Raw genomic sequence first — 21,092 nt, 5'->3', positions numbered from 1 at the left:
GCAGGTGGGGCGCGTCATTGCCCCTTGTTATACAGGTCGGCACTGTCACGCGCCTTACATCCCACCCCCCGCATGCAGCGCGCCGCGTGCCCGGGAGCCAGCGCCCAGGGGTGGGTGCGCAGCGACTCGAGCGCAGCGGCTGGGGGATGGCGCCCGTCCGGGGGGGGAGCGCGCGCGGGGCGTGTCACGCGGGGCATACTGGACGGGATGCCCGCTTCAACGCTGCTGACCCGCCCGGAGGTGCGCCGTGGACTTCTGGCTTGAACTGGTTGAACTGTACGAATACAAGGTGCAGGACCTCACGGAGGGCCGCGTGCCGCGCGGCGGGCGGCGCGGTCTGGCCGTGCTGCGTGACGAGCTGCTGGGCGCGCCGCTGGAGCCGCCGCTGCTGCGCCGCCTGATGGAAACCGACCGGCAGTACCGCCTGCACCAGGGTAACCCGGTGCAGCACACCCGCCCCCGCCCCGGGCACGGCGGGCAGAGCACCTGGACGGCGCCGCCCACGGCGGATTCCGAGGAGTCGCGCGCCTGGGAGGAACTGCAGCTGCTGCAGTGGCATCAGCGGGCGGCGGCGCAGGCGCGGGACCTGACGCTGCGCTGGCAGCGTGAACCGGAATTCGGGCACCTGCGGGTGCTGTACACCGTGATCGAGAATGCCGAGCGGCTCTCGCGGCCCGGCACGCAGCCGCTGGCGGTGCCGCCCGCGCATGACGCGCTGATGGACCTGCACGACCCGGAGGTCACGGGGCGCCTCGCGCAGGCGCTGTCCGTGCTGCTCCTGACAGAGGACGGCCGCACGCGGGTCCGCGCGGCCCTGTCGGCCGTGCACGCCGAGCCATTCCCGCGCCACCCGGATGAGGACGTGCTCGCGGCGCGGATCGCGGCCGCCGAGCGGGAGCACGTGTCGCACGAGGCGCGCGAGGCGCTCGTGCGGGCGCTGCGGGCCGAGTTCCCGCTGCCGCGCGACCCGCGGGAACGGCCCGCGATCCGCGCGGCGGCGCGGCACGTGGCGCAGCTGCTCGACCCGATTCTGGACGCGCTGCCCAAGCCCAGCCTGAACGGCGCGCCGCAGGGCAGCATCCTGCTGGCGCAGCACGCGGGCAGCGCCATGCGCGTGCCGGACGACGGGGCAGAGCGGCTGACGGTGTTCCTGCGCGGCGGCAGCGGCGCCCGCTGGCGCGGCCTGAACATTGAGTGGCAGCCGATCGGCCCGAACTGGCAGGTGCAGGTGGGCTCGCAGCTGACCCTCCTGCGCCCAGGGCTGCCTCCGCACGAGCGCTCGCAGACGCTGAAACTGCCCGACCAGCAGTTCCGGGCGTTCGTCAGCGGGGCGTACATGACCCTGGTGGTCGAGAGTCACACGGCGCTGGAACTGGGCCGGCGGGCGTCCACGGCGCGGGCGGCAGCGCTGCTGCTCGACCCGGCGCAGGATTTCGCGTTCCTGCGCCTGGCACGCGCGGCGGCGCAGGTGATGCGTGGCGGTCCGCTGCAACTGGAGAAACTCACGCCGGACAGCGCCCGCAAGTATCTGGACGCCACGCCGGACGTGCTGCTGTCCTTCGCGCGCAAGGGCGTGGAGACCCTGGTGACGCGCCTGGCGCGGGTGGGCGCCGATGACGCGGCGCAGGCCTTCCGCAGCGCCGCGCAGGCACTGGGGCTGCACCGGGTGGTGGCCGACCGGCTGCATGCGGCGCTGCATATCGCGCTGCACGACCCGGAAACCATGCCTGAGGGTGTGCCGGTCACGCAGGTGGATCTCGCGCCGGGCGGGCACTTCACGAGCGTGGTGCTCAGCGACGAGCCGCTGACGGTGCAGGTCGAGGGCCGGGGCGTGACCATCCGCTGGGACTACAAGGGGGAACTGGTCGTCATGATGCCGGGGCTGGCGCCGATGGTGCTGCACGACCTGCTCGTGGCGCGCCTGCCGGGCGGGAACCTGCTGCTGGTCCGGCACGGGTCGTGGCTGGGCGCGGCGCTGGCGCCCGACGTGCCGGTCCCGACGCTTGAAGCGGCCGAGTTGTCAACTGACGACATCCGCATGAACTGACGCGCGACCTGGAGCGCTGTGGGAGATGGGCCTGCCGCCGGGCGCGTGGTGGGTGACGGGCGCCGGGTTGGTGGGGGCGGCGCGGGCGGGTACCATGAGCGGCATGTCGGGTGTCTCGGTGTCTTGCGCGGTTGTGATTGCGGCCTTCAACGAGGAGGACACCGTGGGCGGGGTGGTGCGCGTGGCGCGGTCCTTCACGCCGGAGGTGATCGTGGTGTCCGACGGCAGCGTGGACGGCACGGTCGGCGCGGCGCGGGAGGCCGGCGCGGAGGTCGTGGATCTCGCGGTGAATGTCGGCAAGGGCGGGGCACTGCACGCGGGCCTGCGGGCGGCGCGGGCGGACGTGGTGATCCTGCTGGACGCGGACCTGACGGGCCTGAGCGCCGCGCATCTGGAGACGCTGTGCGACCCGGTGCGGCGCGGCGACCTGGACATGAGCATCGGGGTGTTCGAGGGCGGCGGGTTCGTGACGGACTGGGGGAACAAGCTCACGCCGCACCTGAGCGGGCAGCGGGCGTGCCGGCGCGAATGGCTGCTGGCCGTGCCGGACCTGGCGGCGGAACGCTGGCCGGAACCGGCGATCACGCGGCACCTGAAGGCGACCGGGGCGCGCTGGGCGTACGTGGAACTGCCGAACGTGGCGCAGGTCGTCAAGGAGAAGAAGCGGGGCTTCTGGGGGGGCGCGAAGGCCCGCACGAAGATGTACGTGTCGCTGCTGACGTACCGGGCGCGCCGCCGGGGCTGACCGGTCCAGGCGCCGCGTGCCGGTCGGTGGCCCGACGCGTTCAGCGTTGCAGGTCGATGGTGCTGCCGTCGGCCGTCTGGTAGCGCACTATGCCGAACGCGGGCACGAAGTAGGTCAGCTGGACGCTGCTGCGGCCGCCGGTGACGCTTTCGGTGCGCAGGATCAGGGCGTTGAAGGTCCCGGCGGCGAGTTTCAGCGGGGCGGTGCCGGTGACGGCGACGGTCATGCGCAGCGGACCGCTGGCGGCCTGCCACTTCTGGCCGGTCTGGAGGGGCCCGGCGGGGTACACGAGCAGGGGCGGGCTGTACCAGCTGAGGCGTCCGGCAGCGTTCACGCCGCGCAGCCAGACGCTGCCGTCGGCGCGGTACTCCAGGAGGTCCTGGCTGTAGGTGGTGCTGCCGTACTGGTGACTGACGGGCGTGACCTTCACGCCGCGGTGGATGACGGGGGCCCCGACGATCTGGGTTTCGCCGCTGCTGTACGTCCAGCGGGTGCCGGGGCGGTGCGGATAGTAGTTGGGGTCCAGTGCGGGGGTGGCGGCCTGAACGGCGGTCAGGAGGGTCAGGGCCGTGAGGATCAGGGGCAGGAGGGGACGCATGAACGCCCCCCAGGGTAGCGTGCCGGACGGCCATATGCCCCGTGATGCGCGGGGCAGCCCATCTGGCTGCGCTGACCGGCGCAAGACCCGATGGGCGTCCGTGCGGGGCCTTCAGGGCTGCGCGGGATTCAGCGTGAAGCCGCCCTTCGGGTTGGGGTGCAGCTGCGCGAAGGCGGTGTCCGGGTCGTGCGGCGTGCAGATGACGGCCCCCTCCTCGAACCACTGGCCCAGGTGGCGTTTGCGGGTGTCCAGGGTGGTGACGGGGTACAGGTCGTAGCCCATGATGTACGCGGTGGGCGCGTGGGCCAGGGTGGGGATCAGGTCGGCGACGTACACCAGGGTCTGCCCGTCCTGGCGTAGCACGACGCCCTGCTGGCCGAGGTTGTGCCCGGGGAGCGGCAGGACGCTCAGGCCGGGGCGCAGTTCGTGTTCGCCGTCCACGATCTCGAACAGGCCGGCGTGCTCGATGGGGTCGATGTAGGCGGGGAGGTAGCTGGCGCGGCTGCGTTCGTGGGTGTGGCGGGCGTCGTGAAGTTCCTGTTTCTGGACGACGTAGCGGGCGTTCGGGAAGGTGGGGTCGCCCAGGGTGGTGACGTTCCGTCCGGCGTGGTCGAAGTGCAGGTGGGTGTTGATCACGAGGTGGATGTCGTCGGGGCTCAGGCCCAGGGCGTCCAGGCCCCGGAAGACGGTCTCGTCGCGGTCTAGGGCGTACATGGCCTCGAATTTCTCGCCGCCCTGGTCCCACATGCCGGTCTCGACGAGGATGTTCTCGCCGCCCAGCTGGATCAGCAGGGGGTTGATGCGCAGCCGGATGCGGTTCAGCTCGTCGGGGGTCGTGGCGCGTTCCCACAGGGCGCGGGGGACGCTGCCGAACATCGCCCCGCCGTCGAGGCGGAACTGGCCGTCGGTCAGGGAGTGGACGGTGGCGGGGCCGATCTGACGGGACTGGATCCAGGTGCTCACGCGCCCGAGCCTACCAGACGGCGCCTAACGCACGTTCGTCCGCGCCGCATGGACGGCCGGGTAGAACCCGGGGTGCAGCGCGGGCGCCAGGGCCAGCACCAGCGCCTGCGCCCACACCGCCGGGCGGGTCACGAGCCCGCCGGTCAGGGCGCCCACCGTGCCCGCGCCGCGTTTCAGGTCGTGGGTGCCCAGCAGTTCGTCCATCACGCCGCCCAGTTCCTCACCCGCCAGCACGCGTGGCAGGGCAGCCTCCGGGACGGGCAGTTCGGCGGTGCGGGCGGTCAGGAGCAGGCCGTCCCCGGCGCGCGCGGCGGCCACCACCCCGAACAGCCAGCCGCGCCCCCGCTCGACCCGCACCCCACCCTCTAGGCCCACGCCCCAGGTCGCGCCGGGCAGCCGGGCAGCCCGCCGGGCGCGGTTCACGGCGCCCCGGCGGGTCTCCCCCACCCCGACCGGCTGGTCGCGCACGCCGCTGGGGACCGCCGCGCCGCTGACCTCCAGTTCAGGGAACAGCGTCCCGAAGACCTCCCGGACGGGCTGCACCTTGCCCGGGTTCAGCGAGCCGACGAGGACCGTCACGCGCCCTCCGGTTCGGGCAGCGTGCCGTGCAGGCGGCGGATCAGCGCCACCTGCCCCCAGTGGTACGCGCTGTGCGCCGCCAGATCGGTCAGGACGTCACGCGCGCGGCTGCTGGGGTCGGCAGCCAGGGCCTGCGCCTCGGCCAGCCCGGCCTGGAGGTCGCCCAGCAGGGCCGTCAGGTCCGCCCCGCTGGCCGGGGAAGCAGGCCAGACGTCCAGCCCATCGGGCCAGCGGTCGGCGCGGCCGGTGGCGAGATCCAGGCTGGTGCGCTGCGTCACCTGAAGATGCGCGAGAAGGTCCCCGAGCGTGTACGGCAGGCCCGGCACGGCGCAGGTGGCCTCGTCCAGGGTCAGGCCGCGCAGCAGGTCACCGGGGGTGCGGAAGGCCGCGCCGCCCGCCAGCGCGTAGTGCAGGACGTTCATGCCGTCCAGAGTAGTGCAGCGCTGCGCGCGGGTCCTCAAGGGAGCCATAAGGAAGCGTGCGGGGAGCACCAACGCGCGCTGCACGCGGCGGTCACGCGCGGCTGCCAGACTGGGCCGCAGTGGTCCCCACAGGGGCCGGAGGCACCGTCATGACCCAGACTCACTCTCCCATTCCGATTCACCTGCTGCTGGTCGAGGACAGCGAGGCCGACATCATCCTCACCCAGGAGGCCTTCAAGGAGGCGGGGATCCACACGCACCTGCACGTCGCGCGTGACGGCGTGGAAGCCCTGGAGTTCCTGCGCGATCCGGCCCGGCCCCGTCCGGACGTGATCCTGCTGGATATCAACATGCCGCGCATGAACGGCTTGGAGGTGCTGCGCGAGGTCAAGCAGGACCCGCAGCTGATGACCATTCCGGTGATCATGCTCACCACCAGCCGCGCCGAGGAGGACATCCTGCGTTCGTATCAGGCGTACGCGGCGAGTTACGTCGTGAAGCCCGTCGAGTTCGGGAAGTTCTACGACGCGATTCAGGCGCTGGGCCGGTACATGCTCACCATCGTGCGCCTGCCGCCACGGGCCGGCTGACCGGATACCGCTGAAGGGGCCACCGAGGCATGCTCGGCGGCCCCTTCGGCTGTGGCTTACTCGGCGCTCTGGTACCAGTTGCGGTCCCAGCGGTGGGCGTACAGCCGCGCCACCTGATCCTGCGGCAGGCCGCGCCCGTCGGCCAGCGCGGCGTTGCGCTCGACGTTGCGCACCGAGCGCATGCCGACGATCACGGTGGACACGGCGGGGTGCGCCAGCACGAAACGCAGGCTGGTCTCCGCGAGCTGATCAGTGTGAATGCCGAGGTCCTGCTCGATGGCGCGCAGGCGCGGTTGCAGCTGCGTCAGGCGGTCGCCGCCGAAGTAGCCGTTGCGCCAGTCGCCGTCGGGGAAGGTGGTGGACTCGGTCAGGGTGCCGGTCAGGCTCCCCTCGTCCAGCGCGACGCGCACGATGACCCCCACGCCGTTCGCGAGGCAGGCGTCGAGCAGGCGGTCCTGCGGGGACTGGTCGAACACGTTGTAGATGACCTGCACGGAGTCCACGGCGCCCGCCTCGACGGCCTTCACGGCGTTGTCCGGCTGGTGGTCGTTGATGCTGATGCCGAACGCGCGGATCAGCCCGTCGCGCTTGAGCTGCGCTGCGGCGTCCTGCCAGTCGCCCTGGCCCAGCCAGGTGTCGTTCCAGACGTGCAACTGCTGCACGTCGATGGTCGGCAGGCCCAGGCGTTCCAGGCTGGCGCGGGTCATGTCGGTGATGTACCCGCCGGGGAAGGCCTCGTCGGCGGTGGTGCCGGGCGCGGCGGGCCACTCCATGTTCTTCGGGCTGATCTTCGTGGCGACCAGCGTGCCCGGGTGCTCGCGGGCGACCTGCCCGACGAGGCGTTCGCTGTGGCCGCTGCCGTAGCCCATGGCGGTGTCGATGAAGTTGCCGCCCAGCTGGACATAGCGGCGCAGGGCGTCGAGGCTGTGGTCGTCCTGCGCCCCCTTCCACATGTCCGCGCCGATGCCCCAGGCGCCGTAGCCGATCTCGGTGACGTTCAGGCCTGTGCGGCCGAGTGGTCGTTGGTGCATGCTCATGGGCAGACTGTAACGATTCAGAACGTGTGAATCCAGCCCCACCCTTGACGGGGCCTTCACGGGAGTACGCTGCGCGGGTGAATGCCCTCCCCACCCTGAGCCCGCAGGCCCGGCAGCTGGCCACCACCGGCCTGATCGTGGGCGTCTTCCTGGCCGCGCTGGAAGCCAGCGTCGTCGCCACCGCCATGCCCAGCGTCATCCGCGACCTGGGCGGCGAGGGGCTGTACGCCCTGCCGTTCGCGGTGTACCTGCTGACCAGCACCGTCAGCAGCCCGCTGTGGGGCCGAGCGAGCGACGTGGTGGGCCGCCGCCGTCTGTACCTCGCGGCCGTGCTGATCTTCCTGATCGGTTCGGCCCTGTGCGGCCAGAGCCACTCCATGGGCCTGCTGATCGCCGCGCGGGTCGTGCAGGGCATCGGCGCGGGCGGGTTGCTGCCCCTGACCCTCACGATGGTCGGCGAACTGTACTCGCTGCAGGAACGCAGCCGCGTGCAGTCCCTGATCTCCGGCGTGTGGGGCGTGTCCGGGCTGGTGGGCCCGCTGCTGGGCGGCTGGCTCACCGAGACGCTCTCGTGGCGCTGGACCTTCTACGCCAGCCTGCCGTTCGGCGTGGCGGCGCTGCTGCTCGCGCTGCGCTTCCTGCCGGAGACCGGGCAGCCGCGCCCCGCCCGGATCGACTGGGCAGGCGCGGCGCTGTTCACGTTGGGCAGCGGGCTGGTCGTGTGGGGCCTGGAGCAGCGGCAGTGGCCGTTGGTGGGGCTGGGCGCCGTGACGCTGGTGGGCGCGATCCTGCTCGAACGGCGCCACCCGGACCCGCTGCTGCCCATGCGCGCCCTGCGCGAGCGTCTGCCGCGCGTGGCGTTCGCCGGGAACCTGCTGGGCGGCGCGGCGTACTTCGGCGTGATCGCGTACCTGCCGCTGTACGCGCAGGGCGTCACGGGGGGCGGGGCCACGGCGGGCGGCGCGATCCTGACGCCCATGCTGGTCGGCTGGACGCTGACCGCCATCGTCACCTCGCGCCTCGTGAAGACCGTGCCGCTGGCCCGCATCGCGCAGGTGGGCTTCGCGGTGCTGGTCGTGATGTTCGGGGCGCTGACCTTCGCGGTGCACGCGCCTCTGTGGGTCACGAGCGCGCTGGGCTTCGCGGTGGGGACCGGCATGGGCTTTTCCATGCTGAGCCTGCTGCTGGCCGCGCAGGAGACGTCCAGCCGCGAGGAACTGGGCGCCGTTACGAGCGGCGTGCTGTTCGCCCGGCAGATGGGCGGCGCGCTGGGCACCGCGCTGATGGCGCTGCTGATCGGCTCGGCCGCCATCCAGAGCGGCGGCTTCGAACTCGCCGAGGGCCTGCGGCGCGCCTACCTGCTGGCGCTGGGGCTGGTCATCCTGGCCCTGGCACTCAGCCTGCGCCTGCGCGTCACACGGCCCGCCCAGGCGCCCGCACCCGCCAGCAACGACTGACCCATACAGAACAGGCCGCCACCCCGATCGAAGGTGGCGGCCTGTGGCGTCTGCGTTCAGGCGGGCGTGAGGCAGCCCTGGAGGAACAGCTCGTGCAGGCGGTCATCCCCGGTGAGTTCCGGGTGGAACGCGGTGGCGAGCACGCGGCCCTGCCGCACCGCGACGGCCTGCCCCTCGTACTCGGCCAGCACCTCCACCCCTTCACCGACGCGGGCGAAGGCGGGCGCGCGGATGAACACGGCGGGGAACGCGCCGTCCAGGCCGCGCACGTCCAGCCCGGTCGTGAACGAGTCGATCTGCCGGCCGAAGGCGTTGCGCTGCACGGTCACGTCCAGCAGGCCCAGGCTGTCCTGCCGCCCGAACTGCGGTGGGGCGCCCTGCACCTCGCCTGACAGCAGGATGGCCCCCGCGCAGGTGCCCCACAGCTGCCCGCCGCGCGCGTGGAAGGCCCGCAGGGGCTCCCACAGCGCGTACTCGGTCATCAGGCGGGCCATGGTGGTGCTCTCCCCGCCGGGGAGGATCAGGCCGTGCAGGCCGTCCAGGTCCGCCGCAAGACGGACCTCGGCCACCTGGGCGCCCAGGCGTTCCAGGGCGGCGCGGTGCTCGCGGAACGCGCCCTGGAGGGCCAGCACGCCGATACGGGCCATGTTTACCAGCCGCGCGCGGCGAGGCGCTCGGCGGGAATCAGGTCGTCGATGTTGATGCCGGTCATGGGCGCGCCCAGGTCCTCGCTGATCTCGGCGAGCACGTCGGCGTTCTGGAAGTGCGTGACGGCCTTGACGATGGCCTGCGCGCGGCGCTCGGGGTTATCACTCTTGAAGATGCCGCTGCCGACGAACACGCCGTCCAGGCCCAGGTGCATCATCAGCGCGGCGTCGGCGGGGGTGGCCACGCCACCGGCGGCGAAGTTCACGACGGGCAGCTTGCCGTGCTCATGGACGTAGCGGACCAGTTCGTACGGCGCCTGAAGGTCGCGGGCGACAGTCATGAGTTCCTCGGCGGGACGGGCCTGGATGTGCTTGATCTCGCCCAGCACGGTGCGGGCGTGGCGGACAGCCTCGATGACGTTGCCGGTGCCGGCCTCGCCCTTGGTGCGGATCATGCTGGCACCCTCGCCGACGCGGCGCAGGGCCTCGCCGAGGTTCTTGGCGCCGCACACGAAGGGCACTTTGAAGTCGTGCTTGAGGATGTGATACTGGTCGTCGGCGGGGGTCAGAACCTCGGACTCGTCGATGAAGTCCACACCGAGCGCCTGGAGGATCTGCGCTTCCACGATGTGCCCGATGCGGACCTTGGCCATGACGGGAATGCTGACGGCGCCGATGATCTCCTTGATCATCTTGGGGTCGCTCATGCGGGCCACGCCGCCGTCCTTGCGGATGTCGGCAGGGACGCGCTCGAGGGCCATGACGGCGGTCGCGCCGGCAGCCTCGGCGATGCGGGCCTGGTCGGCGGTGACGACGTCCATGATGACGCCGCCCTTGAACATTTCAGCAAAGCCCTGCTTGAGGGCGGGGGTACCGGTGGTCGCTTCGGTCATGCCCCCAGGGTAGAAGAGAACTGACCCCGCCGGGAGGGTCACATTGACGCAGCCGGCGGGGTCAGTTTATCCGGGGGTCCAGACTAGCCGGACGCCTTGCGGCGGCGGGCCTCCTCGATCCGTTCGACCAGCTGCGACGGCCGGAACGGCTTGACCAGATACTCCTGCACCACGTCCGGGCCCAGCTCCGGCATCACGGCGGGCCGCGCCAGCCCCGACAGGAACACCACGGGCGGCAGGCCCGCGCCGAACTGCGCCGCCATGCGCCGCACCGTCTCGAACCCGTCCCAGGGCACCATCAGCACATCCATGACGATTACGTCGATGTGCTCGGCCGCGAGGATCTCCAGCGCGCGCGGGCCGCTGCCTGCCGGGCACACCTCGTAGCCCTGGATGGACAGTGTCAGGTCCAGCAGTTCCAGGATCTGTTCCTCGTCGTCCACGACGAGCAGGCGCACGCCGGTGCGCGGCGCGGTCATGGCAGCAGGCCCAGCGGATCGACCGTCTGCCCGTTCAGCCGGACCTCGAAGTGCAGGTGCGGCCCGGTGCAGACGCCGGTGCAGCCGATATACCCCAGCAGCTGGCCCTGCTGGACCGACTGCCCGGACACGACCGCAGTGCGGCTCATGTGACCGTAGACCAGGGTGCTGTCGCCACTTTGCGTGAACACATTCAGACCATACGCCCCATAGCCGCTCTGCGTGACGCGACCTGCCGACGCGGCGTAGATCGGCGTGCCATACGGCGCGGCCAGATCGATCCCCCCGTGGAACACCTGACGGTGGAATTCGATGTCCCGCTCCGCGTAGCGGCTGGTCAGGCGGTAGCTGCGCATGGGCCAGATCAGCCCGCTGCGCCCTGGAGTGAGACTGACGGCGGCCACGGCGGCCTGCCGCGCGTTCTGCCGGGTGCGGGCCTGCGCAGCGGCCTGCGCGGCCTCGAACTGCTGCTGGCGTTCCAGCGCGGCGATGGCGGCCTTGCGCTGGGGGCTGTTCTTCCACGCCAGGAACTTCTCGTACTGTTCCTGCGCGGCGTACTTGGCTTCCAGGCGGGCCTTCTCGCGGCCCTTTTTCCACGCGACGAACTTCTCGTACTGCGCCTGACGCTGCGCGGCGACCTGCGCGCGGCGCTCGGCCTCGCGTTTCTCGGCCAGCTGCTGCGCGAAACCCTCGGCGCGGATGCCGGGCAGCAGCAGCTCGTCCCCGACGTCGAGTTCGGTGGGCAGCACATCGTTCGCGCGGGCGGTGGCCAGCAGGTCCGCGCCGTACCCGGCGATCAGGGACAGGGCGCTCTGGCCGGGCTTGATCCGCACGAGCAGCCCGCGCGTCCCGGTGGGGACGTTCAGGGTCGAGCCGACCTGCAGGCGGTCGAGGCTGGTGCGGTCGAGGTTCACGCCCAGCACGTCCACGACCGTCAGCCCGAAGCGGCCCGCGACCCGGGCGATGGTGTCCCCGGGCCGCACGCGGTACGTGACGACCGACTGCGGCCGCAGCGGCTGCCGGGCCTGCACGCGCCCGGGCAGGGTCAGCTGCACGACCTGCGTGGCGCCGTGCGTGGAGGCCAGTTTCACGGCGCCCGGCGTCAGACCGTAACGTCGCGCGACGTTCGGCAGCGGCGTCGCGCGGGTCGTGACGACCTCCAGCACGCGCTCGCCGGTGTCGCGGCTGAGGACCACGTCCGCCGGGGCGTCCAAGTGCAGTTGCAGCGGCGCGAGCAGGCGATCGTCAGGGGTGGCTTGTTGTGCGTGCGCGAGGCCCAGCAGCGCACCGAGAGTCAGGAGCCGCGTCGCGCGGCGCAGGGAGGGAAAGGACAAAGTATGAGCTCCGAGGGGGGGGAATTGAGTAGACGGACGTCAGCCGCCGGCCAGGGCCGCCAGGAATTCGACGTTGTTGCGGGTCTTGCCCATGCGGGACAGCAGCATCTCCATGGCGTCCGCCGGGTCCATGTCACTGATGACCTTGCGCAGCAGCCACATCTTCTTCAGGACTTCGGGCTGCAGCAGCAGCTCCTCGCGGCGCGTGCCGGACTTCAGGATGTCCAGCGCCGGGAAGATGCGGCGTTCCTCAAGGCGGCGCGACAGCACAAGTTCCGCGTTGCCGGTGCCCTTGAATTCCTCGAAGATCACGTCGTCCATGCGGCTGCCGGTCTCGACGAGGGCGGTGGCCAGGATGGTCAGGCTGCCCCCCTCGCGGATGTTGCGCGCCGCGCCCAGGAACCGTTTGGGCCAGTGCAGGGCGTTGCTGTCCAGACCGCCGGACAGCGTGCGTCCGGTGGGTGGGGTGACGAGGTTGTTCGCGCGGGCCAGTCGCGTGATGGAATCGAGCAGGATCACCACGTGCCCGCCTTCCTCGACGATGCGGCGGGCACGTTCGTGCACGAACTCCGCGACGCGCACGTGGTGCTGGGGCGGCTCGTCGAAGGTGCTGGCGATAACCTGCGCGCCCTGCACGCTCTCGCGGAAGTCCGTGACCTCCTCGGGGCGCTCGTCGACGAGCAGCACCATGACGGTCACGTCCGGGTAGTTCTTGACGATGGAGTTTGCGACCTTCTTCAGCAGGCTGGTCTTCCCGGCCTTGGGCGGCGCGACGATCAGCGCGCGCTGCCCCCGACCGATGGGCACGAGCAGGTCCACGACGCGCAGGCTCAGGCCGTCGTCCATGGTGGGGTCTTCCAGCACCAGCTGCGCGTCCGGGAAGGTGGGCGTCAGGTCGTCGAAGCGCGGGCGGCGGCGGGCCGTCTCGGGATCCACGCCGTTCACGGCCTCGACCTGCACGAGCGACCCGAAACGTTCGTTCTCGCGGGGTTTGCGGGCGCGGCCGATGATCTCGTCCCCGGTGCGCAGGTGGTACTGCTTGATCACCCCGGCGCTGATCAGCACCGTGCGGCTGTTCGGGTCGAGCAGGTCGGCCTGCAGGAAGCCGTACCCGTCGGGGCTGATCTCCAGGAAGCCGCGCGCGAGCAGCTGGCCCTCGCTGGCCGCCTGGTGCTCCATGATCGCCAGGGCCAGGGCGTCTTTTTTCAGTTTGCGGTAGTTCTCGATGCCGTACCCGGCGGCGATCAGGTGCAGTTCGGGCAGGATCTTCTGCTGCAGTTCGTGGTACGGGAGGCTCTGGTGGGCGTCGGTCACAGCGGGGCCTCCGTCGGTGGGAACCTGTCAGGCACGCCCGCCACGCGCGCGGTGGGCTGGTCGTTCAGGCAGGTTGGATGGATTGAGATCATTCGTCACGTACTCCTGAAACCGATTCTAAACGCGCGCTGACGCTTTTCACACGTACGCGCCGGGGGCAGGGGGGATGGGACGCTGGAGGAACGGACGTCCAGCATACCCGCAAGCGCGGCCCGCCGGGGGACCACGTTGACCGCCCCCAGCCTGCCGCCCTACCATGAGGGGCACCCCAGACCGGGGTGAGACAGCAGAGGCGACCGAGAGGACAGTAGGGCCGCAGGGCAGCGCGAGCGAGTCAGGGACGGTGGAAGCCTGACGCCAGCCGCGAGCACCGAACATCACCTCCCGCGCCGGCGGAAGAAAGGCCCACGGGCCGACTAGACCCGCCCGGACACCCCCCGACAGAGGGCCAATGGAGACCGGCAGCGTGCCGGTGAAGTTGGGTGGTACCACGCACCAGCTCCCCACGGGGGCGGCGCGTCCCAGCACCGTCCCCCCACGTGGGGGCGTGACCGCTGAGACCCGCCGCCCCCATTCCCATTCACCCCTGCCCCGCTTCGCCCGTGTGCTGTCCCCGGAGGCCCGAACCATGCACCTGACCGACATTCCCTTCGGGGTGACCACCTGGGCCGACGTGCCCGCCACCGAACACCCCGGCGAACGCGGCGTGGCCGTGTGGCGCACCCGGCAGTTCGGCGCGGTCCGCGTGCGAATGGTCGAGTACTCCCCCGGGTATCTGGCCGACCACTGGTGCGAGAAGGGCCACATCCTGCTCGTGCTGGCCGGGCAGCTGGATACCGAACTGGCCGACGGGCGCACCTTCACGCTGCGGCCCGGCGAGTCGTATCAGGTGGCCGACCACGCCGAACCGCACCGATCCAGGACTGAGGTGGGGGCAACTCTGTTCATCGTCGACTAGCCACCCCCCCTCGCCTGTCCTGACCCGCACCCGCCGGAGGTGACCATGCCCCGCACCCTAATCCAACACACCCGACTGGCCAACGGAACGCCCCTCTGCCCCGCCCGGCCCAGGCGGCCGATTCGGACGCGGGTGACCCCCGCCTCCGACGCCCGACCCACCACGACCCTCACCGCCCATCTGGAGATCACATGACCGACAAGAAGACCCTTTTCACGCCCGTGCAGGGCAACCCGAACTTCCCCGCGCTGGAACAGGGCATCCTCGACTTCTGGAAACGCGAACGCGTGTTCGAACGCTCGCTGGAGCAGACCCAGGGCGGCCCCGTGTTCACGTTCTTCGAGGGGCCGCCCACCGCGAACGGCCAGCCCGGCGTGCACCACGTCCAGGCCCGCTCGTTCAAGGACCTCTTCCCGCGCTTCCGGACCATGCAGGGCTTCCACGTGCCCCGCAAGGCGGGCTGGGACACGCACGGCCTGCCGGTCGAGCTGGGCGTCGAGAAGAAACTCGGCCTGAACAGCAAACGTGAGGTCGAGGCGTACGGCATCGACAAGTTCAACGCCGAGTGCCGCGCCAGCGTGTTCGAGTACGAGGCCGAGTGGCGAAAGTTCACCGAGCGCATGGGCTACTGGGTGGACCTGGATGACGCGTACATGACGCTGCACAAGGACTACATCGAGAGCATCTGGTGGAGCGTCAAGAACCTCAGCGAGAAGGGCCTGCTGTACAAGGGCTTCCGCGTGGCGCCTTACTGCCCGAAGGACGGCACCACGCTGTCGAACGCCGAGGTCAGCGAGGGCTACAAGGACATCCAGGACCCCAGCGTGTACGTGCCGTTCCGCCTGACCGACCCGGCCCGCCTGGGCCTGGAGGACGGCGCGGCGTTCCTGGTGTGGACGACCACGCCCTGGACGCTGCCGTACAACGTGGGCGTCGCCATCCACCCGGAGTTCGAGTACGTGGCGGCGCGCGACAAGGACGGCGCGGTGCTGATCCTGGCGGCCAGCCTGAAGGACGAGGTGCTGGGCGAGGACGCCGAGGTCGTGAAGACCTTCAAGGGCAGCGAGCTGGAGCGCGTGGCGTACCAGCCCCTCTTCACCGAAGCGTACGAGGCCGAGGGCGAGGGCAAGCCCGTGTGGATGTCGGGCCTGGACACCTACGTGTCCGACAGTGACGGGACGGGCATCGTCCACACCGCGCCCGCGTTCGGTGAGGACGACATGCGTCTGGCCCGCAACTACGGCTTCCCGGTGATCGTGGGCGTGGACGGCGAGGGCAAGCACCGCTTCGGCCCGTGGCAGGGCGTGTTCTTCCGCGACGCGAACACCGAGATCGTCCGCGACCTGCGCGCGCGCGGCCTGATGTGGCGCGAGAAGAACTTCCTGCACGCCTACCCGCACTGCTGGCGCTGCGGCACCCCGCTCATGTACTACGCCACCGAGAGCTGGTACCTGAACAACACCCGCCTGAAAGAGCGCCTGATCGAACTGAACCAGACGATCGACTGGCACCCGCCGCACATCAAGAACGGCCGCTACGGCGGGTGGCTGGAGAACCTGATCGACTGGAACCTCTCGCGCAACCGCTACTGGGGCACGCCGCTGCCCGTGTGGGAGGCCGAGGACGGCGAGTACCGCGTGATCGGCAGTTACGCCGAACTGGCCGAACTGAGCGGCCGACCCGAACTGACGGGACCCGACTTCGACCCGCACCGCCCGTTCGTGGACGACATCACCTTTGAGGACGGCGGGAAGACCTTCCGGCGCGTGCCGTACGTGATGGACGTCTGGTACGACAGCGGCAGCATGCCGTTCGCGCAGCACCACTACCCCTTCGAGAACAGGGAGAAGTTCGAGCAGGGCGGCTTCCCGGCCGACTTCATCGCGGAGGCCATCGACCAGACGCGCGGCTGGTTCAACAGCCTGCACCAGATCGGCACGATGGTGTTCGACTCCGTGGCGTACAAGAGCGTCATCTGCTCCGGGCACATCCTGGACGAGAAGGGCGCGAAGATGAGCAAGAGCAAGGGGAACGTCGTGAACCCCTGGGACGTGTTCGAGCAGTACGGCGCGGACGCCGCCCGCTGGTACATGTACGTCAGCGCGCCGCCCGAACTGAGCCGCCGCTTCGGCATGAACCTCGTCGGCGAGGCGTTCCGCAGCTACTTCCTGACGCTGTGGAACACCTACTCGTTCTTCGTGCTGTACGCGAACCTCGACCAGCCGGACCTGAAGGCCGCCGCGCCCGCCGATCAGCGCCCCGAGGTGGACCGCTGGCTGCTCGCCAAGGTGCAGGCCCTGATCGCCACCGTCACGGGCGCGCTGGAGAACTACGACCCGACCGGGGCCAGCCGCGCCCTGCAGGACTTCGTCGTGGAGGACCTGAGCAACTGGTACGTGCGCCGCAACCGCCGCCGCTTCTGGGCCGGTGACGACGGCGCGGACCACAACGCGTACGCCACGCTGCACTACGCCCTGGTGACCGTCACGCAGCTCACCGCGCCGTTCACGCCGTTCCTCGCCGAGACGCTGTACGGGAACCTCGTGCGCTCGCTGGTCCCGGACGCGCCCGACAGCGTGCACCTCACCCCCTGGCCCAAGGTCGACGAGGCGCTGGCCGCCCCGACCCTGGTGGGCGAGATGGACGCCGTCCTGCGCGTCGTCAGCCTGGGCCGCGCCGTCCGCGGGAAGACCAGCCTGCGCCAGCGTCAGCCCCTCCCGAAGGTCATGGTCCGCGCCCGCACCGCCGACCAGACCCAGGCGCTGGGCCGCTTCGCCGAGCAGCTCAAGGAGGAACTGAACGTCAAGGAGGTCGAACTGATCGACCAGTACGCGGAACTCGTCAGCTACGTGCTGCGCCCCAACCTCCCGGTGCTGGGCAAGAAGTTCGGGAAGGCCGTCCCGCAGGTCCGCGCCGCGCTGGCCGCCGCCGACGCCAGCGAGGTCGCCCGCTTCGTGCGCGACGGCAAGCAGTTCGAGGTCATCGCCCCCACCGGTGAACGCTTCGAACTCGGGCCAGACGAGGTCCTCGTGGACGCCAAGTCCCCCGAAGGCTTCGCCGCGCAGGAGGAAGCCGGGTACCTCGTCGCCTTCGACACCACCCTGACCCGCGAACTGGAACTCGAGGGTCTCGCCCGCGACCTCGTGCGCGGCGTGCAGGACGCCCGCAAGAAAGCCGGATTCGAGGTGCAGGACCGCATCGCCCTCCACCTCGACCTTCAAGGCGACGCCCGCGAGGCCGCCGAAGCATGGCAGGAATACCTGATGAGCGAGACCCTCGCCGAGACCCTGGTGTTCGCCGCTGCCGACGGCTTTGAGGCCGAACTCGAAGGCGGGAAGGCCTACCTGCAGAAACTGGACACCGTCAGCCACAACTGAGCCGGCATCAAGAGAGGCGCACCCGGATTACTGGGTGCGCCTCTCCCCTTTCCTTTACACGAGGGCCTGGAGGGCTCCTTCGAGTTCCTGTGGGTGGAAGCGCTGCCCGGTGGCGTGTTCCAGCTGCCGGGCGAGGCGGCGCAGGGGGAGGTCGCGCAGGTCGAGGGTGCTGGCGCCGCTGCCGGTGACGCTGGCGCGGCCGGTCAGGTCGATGATGGTGTGGTACGGCTGCACGAGGCGGGGCGGGAGGGTCCCGGCCGTGAGGATCAGCAGGTCGGCGCGGGCGGCGAAGTCGGTGACGCTGGGATCGCGGCGGCTGAGGGGGAACGCGCGGCGGCCGGCGGGGAGGTCGCGGGCGGCGCGTTCCGCTTCCGGGGTGCTCTCGGCGGCGATGCCGATCTCGGTGAAGCCCAGCCGGGCGAGGGGCAGGGCGAGGGCGAGGTCATGGGCGTCCACGCCGAGGATCAGGACGCTCGCGCCGCGCGAGGCGTACCCGCTGGCGTCCAGCGCGTCGGTCAGCGCGTCGCTGAGGGCGAAGGTGCCGTGGAATTCGCCGCTCAGGGCGATGGCGTCCACGCGGCCCACGCGGCGGGCGACGGCGTCGGGCGTGACGGCGCCGAGCGCGTGCGTTTCCTGGCTGGGGTGGACGAGCGCCCCGGTGAAGTGGAGGGTGCGGCTGGCGTCCAGCACGGCGCGCAGGTCGTCAGTGGGGACGTTCACGGCGATCAGGCCGAGGTCGCGCAGGGCGCGGGCGGCCGGGGCTGGGTAGCCGATCAGGGCCAGGGGCGAGTCGGGATGCATGTGAAGTTCAGTGTAGCGACCGCAGATGGGCCGCTGCCGGTCATGCCCGCAGCGGCCCATCCAGGGGGTGAGGTTACAGGGCGGTGCGGCGGGTGCGCAGGCTGAGCAGGGCGCCCAGCACGACCAGCGCGGCGGCGATGGCGACGCCGGTCACGACGGTCGCGGCGTCCGGGCGGGCGACGTACACGCCGTAGAAGGCCCACAGGAGCACCCCGGCGAAGGCGTAGTCGTGGAAGCGGGCCACGAAGAACACGCCGATGGCGGCGGCGATCACGACGAGCACGGCGGACCAGACGGGGGCGCTGAGGCCCAGCGCGCCGGTCGTCACGCCGGCACTGACGAGGTACGCGGTGATGTTGGCGATCGTGGCGACGCTGATCCAGCCCAGGTACAGCGAGGTGGGCAGCGCGAGCGTCCAGCGTTCCGCGCCCTGGGGCGGCAGGCCGCGAACGGTGAGGTACAGCCAGATCAGGCTGGCGAGCAGGGCCAGCATGATGAGCACGCTGGGCCCGAAGTTGAGGCTCTGGAAGGCCAGCAGCCACGAGACGTTCAGCAGGTTGCCCAGCAGGAACGGCCAGAACAGCCGGTCGTACCGGGGGCCGCGCTGGGCGGGCAGCGCCTGGTACACGGCGAAGACCAGCAGGCCCAGGAAGATGGGGCCCCACACGGCGAAGGTGAGTCCGGCGGGCGTGAAGGCGTTCGGGAGGGCGTCGCTGACCTCCTTGTTGGAGTTGCCGAAGAGCGGGAGGGCGTTGCTGAGGTAGTTCATCACGAGCGTGAGGATCGTGGCGAGCAGCAGCGTGATCTGCCTGGGGAGTCCGGTCATGCGTTCAGCGTAGGAGGCGACCCTTCCTGGGGCTGTCGCCGGGCGCCCAGTCTGCACGCGCGGGGCTTCAGGTGTTCTTGAGGTTCGCCCCGGCGCGGCGGGCGGCGACGGTCAGGCACGCGGCGGCCAGCGGGAGCAGCCCCCGCGACTGCCGCGTGAGCAGCCCGGCGGCCAGGGCCAGCGCGGCGACCTGCCGGGCACGGCGCACCTCCTCGGCACGCACGGCGCGGGGGGCGCGGTCGCAGGCGCTCTGCACGGGTTCCGGCGCGGTCAGGTCACGGGCCAGCGGCAGGGCAGCCGCCGACAACAGCGCGCCCGTCCACGACCCGCCCCGCGCGCGGGCCAGCGGGGGCAGCAGCGCACCCATCAGTGGGGTCACGCTCCGCCCACCTTCGGTCAGGAGGGGCGCCGCAGCGGCCACCAGTGCACCCACCGTGCCACCCGCCCCGGCCGCCGCGAGCGACTGCGCCAGCAGACCCAGGTGGTCGGTGCGGGTCAGGGTCTCCCCCGTCGTCCCCGCGATCCCCCGCAGGCCGGACAGCACCGCCACCGCGGGCAACAGCGGCGCCAGCCCCCCGCCGCGGCTGACCAGTCCGGCCACCGCCGCCACGGGCAGCGCCGCGTTCGCCGTCGCCGGGTGGTCCGGGTCGAGTTCCCGCGCGGTCGCCCACGCCAGGAACGCCGCGCCCCCTGCACCCACCGCGTCCGCCCAGCCCCGCCCGCGCAGGCGGGCCAGCGCCACCGTCCCCAGCAGTCCCAGCGCCGCCACGCGGTTTGACAGGTACGTGAAGTCCAGCGGACGCGCCAGCGCCGAACGGGAGGCAGCCGGGCGAAGGGGAGATTCGGCACTCATGTCCGCACCCTACCCTCCACCGCCGGTCGGGCGGGGCAATCGGTAAGGAATGCTGAGCAGCGCGAGTGGCACATGAGGGGAGTTGGACGGGACGCCGGTGTCAGATTGAGCGGCATGAGCGAGACGCCGCTGTGGTTCACTACGTCCGACCCACACACGCGGGCGCCGCTGGCGCCGATGCTGGACAGGTCGGCGGTCACGCCTGATCCCGCGTGGGTGAAGGGTCAGGTGGGGCGTGTTCCCTTCGCGCTGGTCGCGGCGGGGCAGGCGGAGGATCAGGTGCCGCTGCGCTGGGAGGGACGGGGATACTCTGGCGCCGCGCTGCGCGTGCACGGGGAGGTGGCGGCGCTGATCGGGATGGGGTCGGCCACGCTGCCCGCGCTGTTTCACGCGCTGCCCCTGACGCGGCGTCCTGCCCTGGCCGCGGTGGATGCCCTGCAGGACGCCCTGGCAGGTGGCCTGCGGGCCCTCGACCAGTCGGCTGTCACGCGGCTGGCGTCGGTCCTCCCGCCGGGGTGGTACGTGGCGAGTCTGGTCACGACCCGCCCGGCCGTGGTGGTGCCGGGCGGCCCTCTCGACTACATGACGCACGAGCGGGAGCGGTACTGGCCGGGTGATCGTCGGCAGGGCTCCTGGCCCGGAGCGGACGTGCCCACGGCACCACCTGCCCTGTCCTACCGCGCGCCGGGCTGGGGGGCGCCGGGCGTGATCACGTATGCCGACGGTCGGCAGGTGCCGGGCGAGGATGCAGGCGTATCCGTCCTGCTGCCCACTCAGGGGGCAGAGTCACTGGATGCGCGGAGGGTGGCGTTCTACCGTGAGCAGTTCCGGGCCCGGGAGCGGCCCACGGCAGTCTGCCTGCAAGTGATCGAGGAGCGGGACAGCAATAGTCAGTGGGAGGGGACGCCGCTGTCGAACCTGACCCTGTCCGTGAACGTGATCGTAGATGGGCATCACAAGGTGCAGGCGGCGGCGCTGGAGGGCGCGGCGCTGACCGTGCTGACGTTCACCGCCCTGTCGTACACCGCGACGCCATGGGTCCTGAAAACGTGGATTGAGCGCACGCAGCGGCACCATGCCCGATTCGACGCGCTGTCCAGCTTGCCGGAGTGACCCGGCACATGGCGCGGGGGGCAGGCACCGTGTCCCGCCCCCCGCGCACCACCTCCCCG

At 71.2% G+C, this 21,092-nt stretch carries 20 protein-coding genes; 7 read left to right on the top strand and 13 right to left on the bottom strand.

What is annotated here, in order from left to right; genetic code table 11:
• Positions 1 to 247 precede the first annotated feature (247 nt).
• Positions 248 to 2,047 carry a hypothetical protein gene (locus tag SY84_RS14960; RefSeq protein ID WP_211117118.1) on the top strand — a complete coding sequence of 600 codons (1,800 nt, stop codon included), beginning with the start codon at positions 248 to 250 and terminating at the stop codon, positions 2,045 to 2,047.
• A 94-nt stretch (positions 2,048 to 2,141) separates the two neighbouring features.
• Positions 2,142 to 2,792 (top strand): glycosyltransferase family 2 protein, encoded by a 651-nt coding sequence (locus SY84_RS14955; protein WP_419177420.1) that lies wholly within the window; start codon positions 2,142 to 2,144, stop codon positions 2,790 to 2,792.
• A gap of 40 nt (positions 2,793 to 2,832) precedes the next feature.
• Here the strand turns inward: SY84_RS14955 and SY84_RS14950 are convergent, their stop codons facing one another.
• The 4 genes from SY84_RS14950 to SY84_RS14935 all read right to left on the bottom strand — a co-directional run bounded on the left by SY84_RS14950 (position 2,833) and on the right by SY84_RS14935 (position 5,354).
• A complete protein-coding gene (locus tag SY84_RS14950) occupies positions 2,833 to 3,390 on the bottom strand; it encodes a hypothetical protein (protein WP_046844668.1) in 558 nt (185 codons plus the stop codon).
• Positions 3,391 to 3,501: 111 nt separating this feature from the next.
• Positions 3,502 to 4,353 (bottom strand): MBL fold metallo-hydrolase, encoded by an 852-nt coding sequence (locus SY84_RS14945; RefSeq protein WP_046844667.1) that lies wholly within the window; start codon positions 4,351 to 4,353, stop codon positions 3,502 to 3,504.
• 24 nt (positions 4,354 to 4,377) lie between these two features.
• Positions 4,378 to 4,932, bottom strand: a complete 555-nt coding sequence (gene yjjX, locus SY84_RS14940; protein WP_046844666.1) for an inosine/xanthosine triphosphatase — start codon at positions 4,930 to 4,932, stop codon at positions 4,378 to 4,380.
• Positions 4,929 to 5,354 (bottom strand): DinB family protein, encoded by a 426-nt coding sequence (locus tag SY84_RS14935; protein WP_046844665.1) that lies wholly within the window; start codon positions 5,352 to 5,354, stop codon positions 4,929 to 4,931. Before SY84_RS14935 ends, yjjX begins: the two co-directional genes overlap by 4 nt.
• 149 nt (positions 5,355 to 5,503) lie before the next feature.
• Here SY84_RS14935 and SY84_RS14930 point away from each other — a divergent pair, with 149 nt between their 5' ends.
• The gene (locus tag SY84_RS14930; RefSeq protein ID WP_046845303.1) at positions 5,504 to 5,944 is read left to right on the top strand and encodes a response regulator; all 441 of its coding nucleotides are present in this window, start codon (positions 5,504 to 5,506) and stop codon (positions 5,942 to 5,944) included.
• A 56-nt stretch (positions 5,945 to 6,000) separates the two neighbouring features.
• Here SY84_RS14930 and SY84_RS14925 read toward each other — a convergent pair whose 3' ends face one another.
• Complete coding sequence (locus tag SY84_RS14925; RefSeq protein ID WP_046845302.1) at positions 6,001 to 6,975, bottom strand: aldo/keto reductase; 975 nt, start codon at positions 6,973 to 6,975, stop codon at positions 6,001 to 6,003.
• A gap of 83 nt (positions 6,976 to 7,058) precedes the next feature.
• Here SY84_RS14925 and SY84_RS14920 point away from each other — a divergent pair, with 83 nt between their 5' ends.
• Positions 7,059 to 8,438 (top strand): MDR family MFS transporter, encoded by a 1,380-nt coding sequence (locus tag SY84_RS14920; protein ID WP_046844664.1) that lies wholly within the window; start codon positions 7,059 to 7,061, stop codon positions 8,436 to 8,438.
• Between the two features lie 56 nt (positions 8,439 to 8,494).
• Here SY84_RS14920 and pdxT read toward each other — a convergent pair whose 3' ends face one another.
• The 5 genes from pdxT to rho form a co-directional block, all read right to left on the bottom strand.
• A complete protein-coding gene (pdxT, locus tag SY84_RS14915) occupies positions 8,495 to 9,085 on the bottom strand; it encodes a pyridoxal 5'-phosphate synthase glutaminase subunit PdxT (protein ID WP_046844663.1) in 591 nt (196 codons plus the stop codon).
• Between the two features lie 2 nt (positions 9,086 to 9,087).
• Entirely contained in the window at positions 9,088 to 9,978 is an 891-nt protein-coding gene (gene pdxS / locus SY84_RS14910; protein WP_046844662.1) for a pyridoxal 5'-phosphate synthase lyase subunit PdxS, read from the bottom strand.
• Positions 9,979 to 10,061: 83 nt separating this feature from the next.
• Positions 10,062 to 10,457, bottom strand: coding sequence for a response regulator (locus SY84_RS14905; RefSeq protein WP_046844661.1), 396 nt, complete (start codon positions 10,455 to 10,457; stop codon positions 10,062 to 10,064).
• Positions 10,454 to 11,791 (bottom strand): M23 family metallopeptidase, encoded by a 1,338-nt coding sequence (locus SY84_RS14900; protein ID WP_046844660.1) that lies wholly within the window; start codon positions 11,789 to 11,791, stop codon positions 10,454 to 10,456. The genes SY84_RS14905 and SY84_RS14900 overlap by 4 nt, the downstream gene beginning before the upstream one ends.
• 39 nt (positions 11,792 to 11,830) lie before the next feature.
• Positions 11,831 to 13,105 carry a transcription termination factor Rho gene (gene rho, locus SY84_RS14895; protein WP_046844659.1) on the bottom strand — a complete coding sequence of 425 codons (1,275 nt, stop codon included), beginning with the start codon at positions 13,103 to 13,105 and terminating at the stop codon, positions 11,831 to 11,833.
• A 628-nt stretch (positions 13,106 to 13,733) separates the two neighbouring features.
• Between rho and SY84_RS14890 the strand changes: the two genes are divergently transcribed.
• The gene (locus tag SY84_RS14890; RefSeq protein ID WP_046845301.1) at positions 13,734 to 14,063 is read left to right on the top strand and encodes a DHCW motif cupin fold protein; all 330 of its coding nucleotides are present in this window, start codon (positions 13,734 to 13,736) and stop codon (positions 14,061 to 14,063) included.
• A gap of 191 nt (positions 14,064 to 14,254) precedes the next feature.
• Complete coding sequence (gene ileS, locus SY84_RS14885) at positions 14,255 to 17,440, top strand: isoleucine--tRNA ligase (RefSeq protein WP_046844658.1); 3,186 nt, start codon at positions 14,255 to 14,257, stop codon at positions 17,438 to 17,440.
• A gap of 54 nt (positions 17,441 to 17,494) precedes the next feature.
• Here ileS and SY84_RS14880 read toward each other — a convergent pair whose 3' ends face one another.
• The 3 genes from SY84_RS14880 to SY84_RS14870 form a co-directional block, all read right to left on the bottom strand.
• On the bottom strand, positions 17,495 to 18,241 hold the full coding sequence (locus SY84_RS14880) for a hypothetical protein (protein ID WP_046844657.1): 747 nt from the start codon (positions 18,239 to 18,241) through the stop codon (positions 17,495 to 17,497).
• Positions 18,242 to 18,314: 73 nt separating this feature from the next.
• Positions 18,315 to 19,067 (bottom strand): tryptophan-rich sensory protein, encoded by a 753-nt coding sequence (locus tag SY84_RS14875; protein WP_046844656.1) that lies wholly within the window; start codon positions 19,065 to 19,067, stop codon positions 18,315 to 18,317.
• A 67-nt stretch (positions 19,068 to 19,134) separates the two neighbouring features.
• Positions 19,135 to 19,920, bottom strand: coding sequence for a hypothetical protein (locus SY84_RS14870; protein ID WP_046844655.1), 786 nt, complete (start codon positions 19,918 to 19,920; stop codon positions 19,135 to 19,137).
• Between the two features lie 114 nt (positions 19,921 to 20,034).
• Here SY84_RS14870 and SY84_RS14865 point away from each other — a divergent pair, with 114 nt between their 5' ends.
• Complete coding sequence (locus SY84_RS14865; protein ID WP_046844654.1) at positions 20,035 to 21,033, top strand: hypothetical protein; 999 nt, start codon at positions 20,035 to 20,037, stop codon at positions 21,031 to 21,033.
• Positions 21,034 to 21,092: the final 59 nt, after the last annotated feature.

This window comes from Deinococcus soli (ex Cha et al. 2016) (genome assembly GCF_001007995.1).
In the GTDB taxonomy this organism is placed as follows: domain Bacteria; phylum Deinococcota; class Deinococci; order Deinococcales; family Deinococcaceae; genus Deinococcus; species Deinococcus soli.
Note: the sequence above shows the minus strand (reverse complement) of the source record. Positions and strands in the feature narration are given on the sequence as shown.

Coding starts and splice junctions, on each gene's coding strand:
- SY84_RS14955 (WP_419177420.1), top strand. CDS start 2,142: ATGAGCGGCATGTCGGGTGTCTCGGTGTCTTGCGCGGTTGTGATTGCG.
- SY84_RS14950 (WP_046844668.1), bottom strand. CDS start 3,390: ATGCGTCCCCTCCTGCCCCTGATCCTCACGGCCCTGACCCTCCTGACC.
- SY84_RS14935 (WP_046844665.1), bottom strand. CDS start 5,354: ATGAACGTCCTGCACTACGCGCTGGCGGGCGGCGCGGCCTTCCGCACC.
- SY84_RS14930 (WP_046845303.1), top strand. CDS start 5,504: ATGACCCAGACTCACTCTCCCATTCCGATTCACCTGCTGCTGGTCGAG.
- SY84_RS14925 (WP_046845302.1), bottom strand. CDS start 6,975: ATGCACCAACGACCACTCGGCCGCACAGGCCTGAACGTCACCGAGATC.
- pdxT (WP_046844663.1), bottom strand. CDS start 9,085: ATGGCCCGTATCGGCGTGCTGGCCCTCCAGGGCGCGTTCCGCGAGCAC.
- pdxS (WP_046844662.1), bottom strand. CDS start 9,978: ATGACCGAAGCGACCACCGGTACCCCCGCCCTCAAGCAGGGCTTTGCT.
- SY84_RS14905 (WP_046844661.1), bottom strand. CDS start 10,457: ATGACCGCGCCGCGCACCGGCGTGCGCCTGCTCGTCGTGGACGACGAG.
- SY84_RS14890 (WP_046845301.1), top strand. CDS start 13,734: ATGCACCTGACCGACATTCCCTTCGGGGTGACCACCTGGGCCGACGTG.
- ileS (WP_046844658.1), top strand. CDS start 14,255: ATGACCGACAAGAAGACCCTTTTCACGCCCGTGCAGGGCAACCCGAAC.
- SY84_RS14880 (WP_046844657.1), bottom strand. CDS start 18,241: ATGCATCCCGACTCGCCCCTGGCCCTGATCGGCTACCCAGCCCCGGCC.
- SY84_RS14875 (WP_046844656.1), bottom strand. CDS start 19,067: ATGACCGGACTCCCCAGGCAGATCACGCTGCTGCTCGCCACGATCCTC.
- SY84_RS14870 (WP_046844655.1), bottom strand. CDS start 19,920: ATGAGTGCCGAATCTCCCCTTCGCCCGGCTGCCTCCCGTTCGGCGCTG.
- SY84_RS14865 (WP_046844654.1), top strand. CDS start 20,035: ATGAGCGAGACGCCGCTGTGGTTCACTACGTCCGACCCACACACGCGG.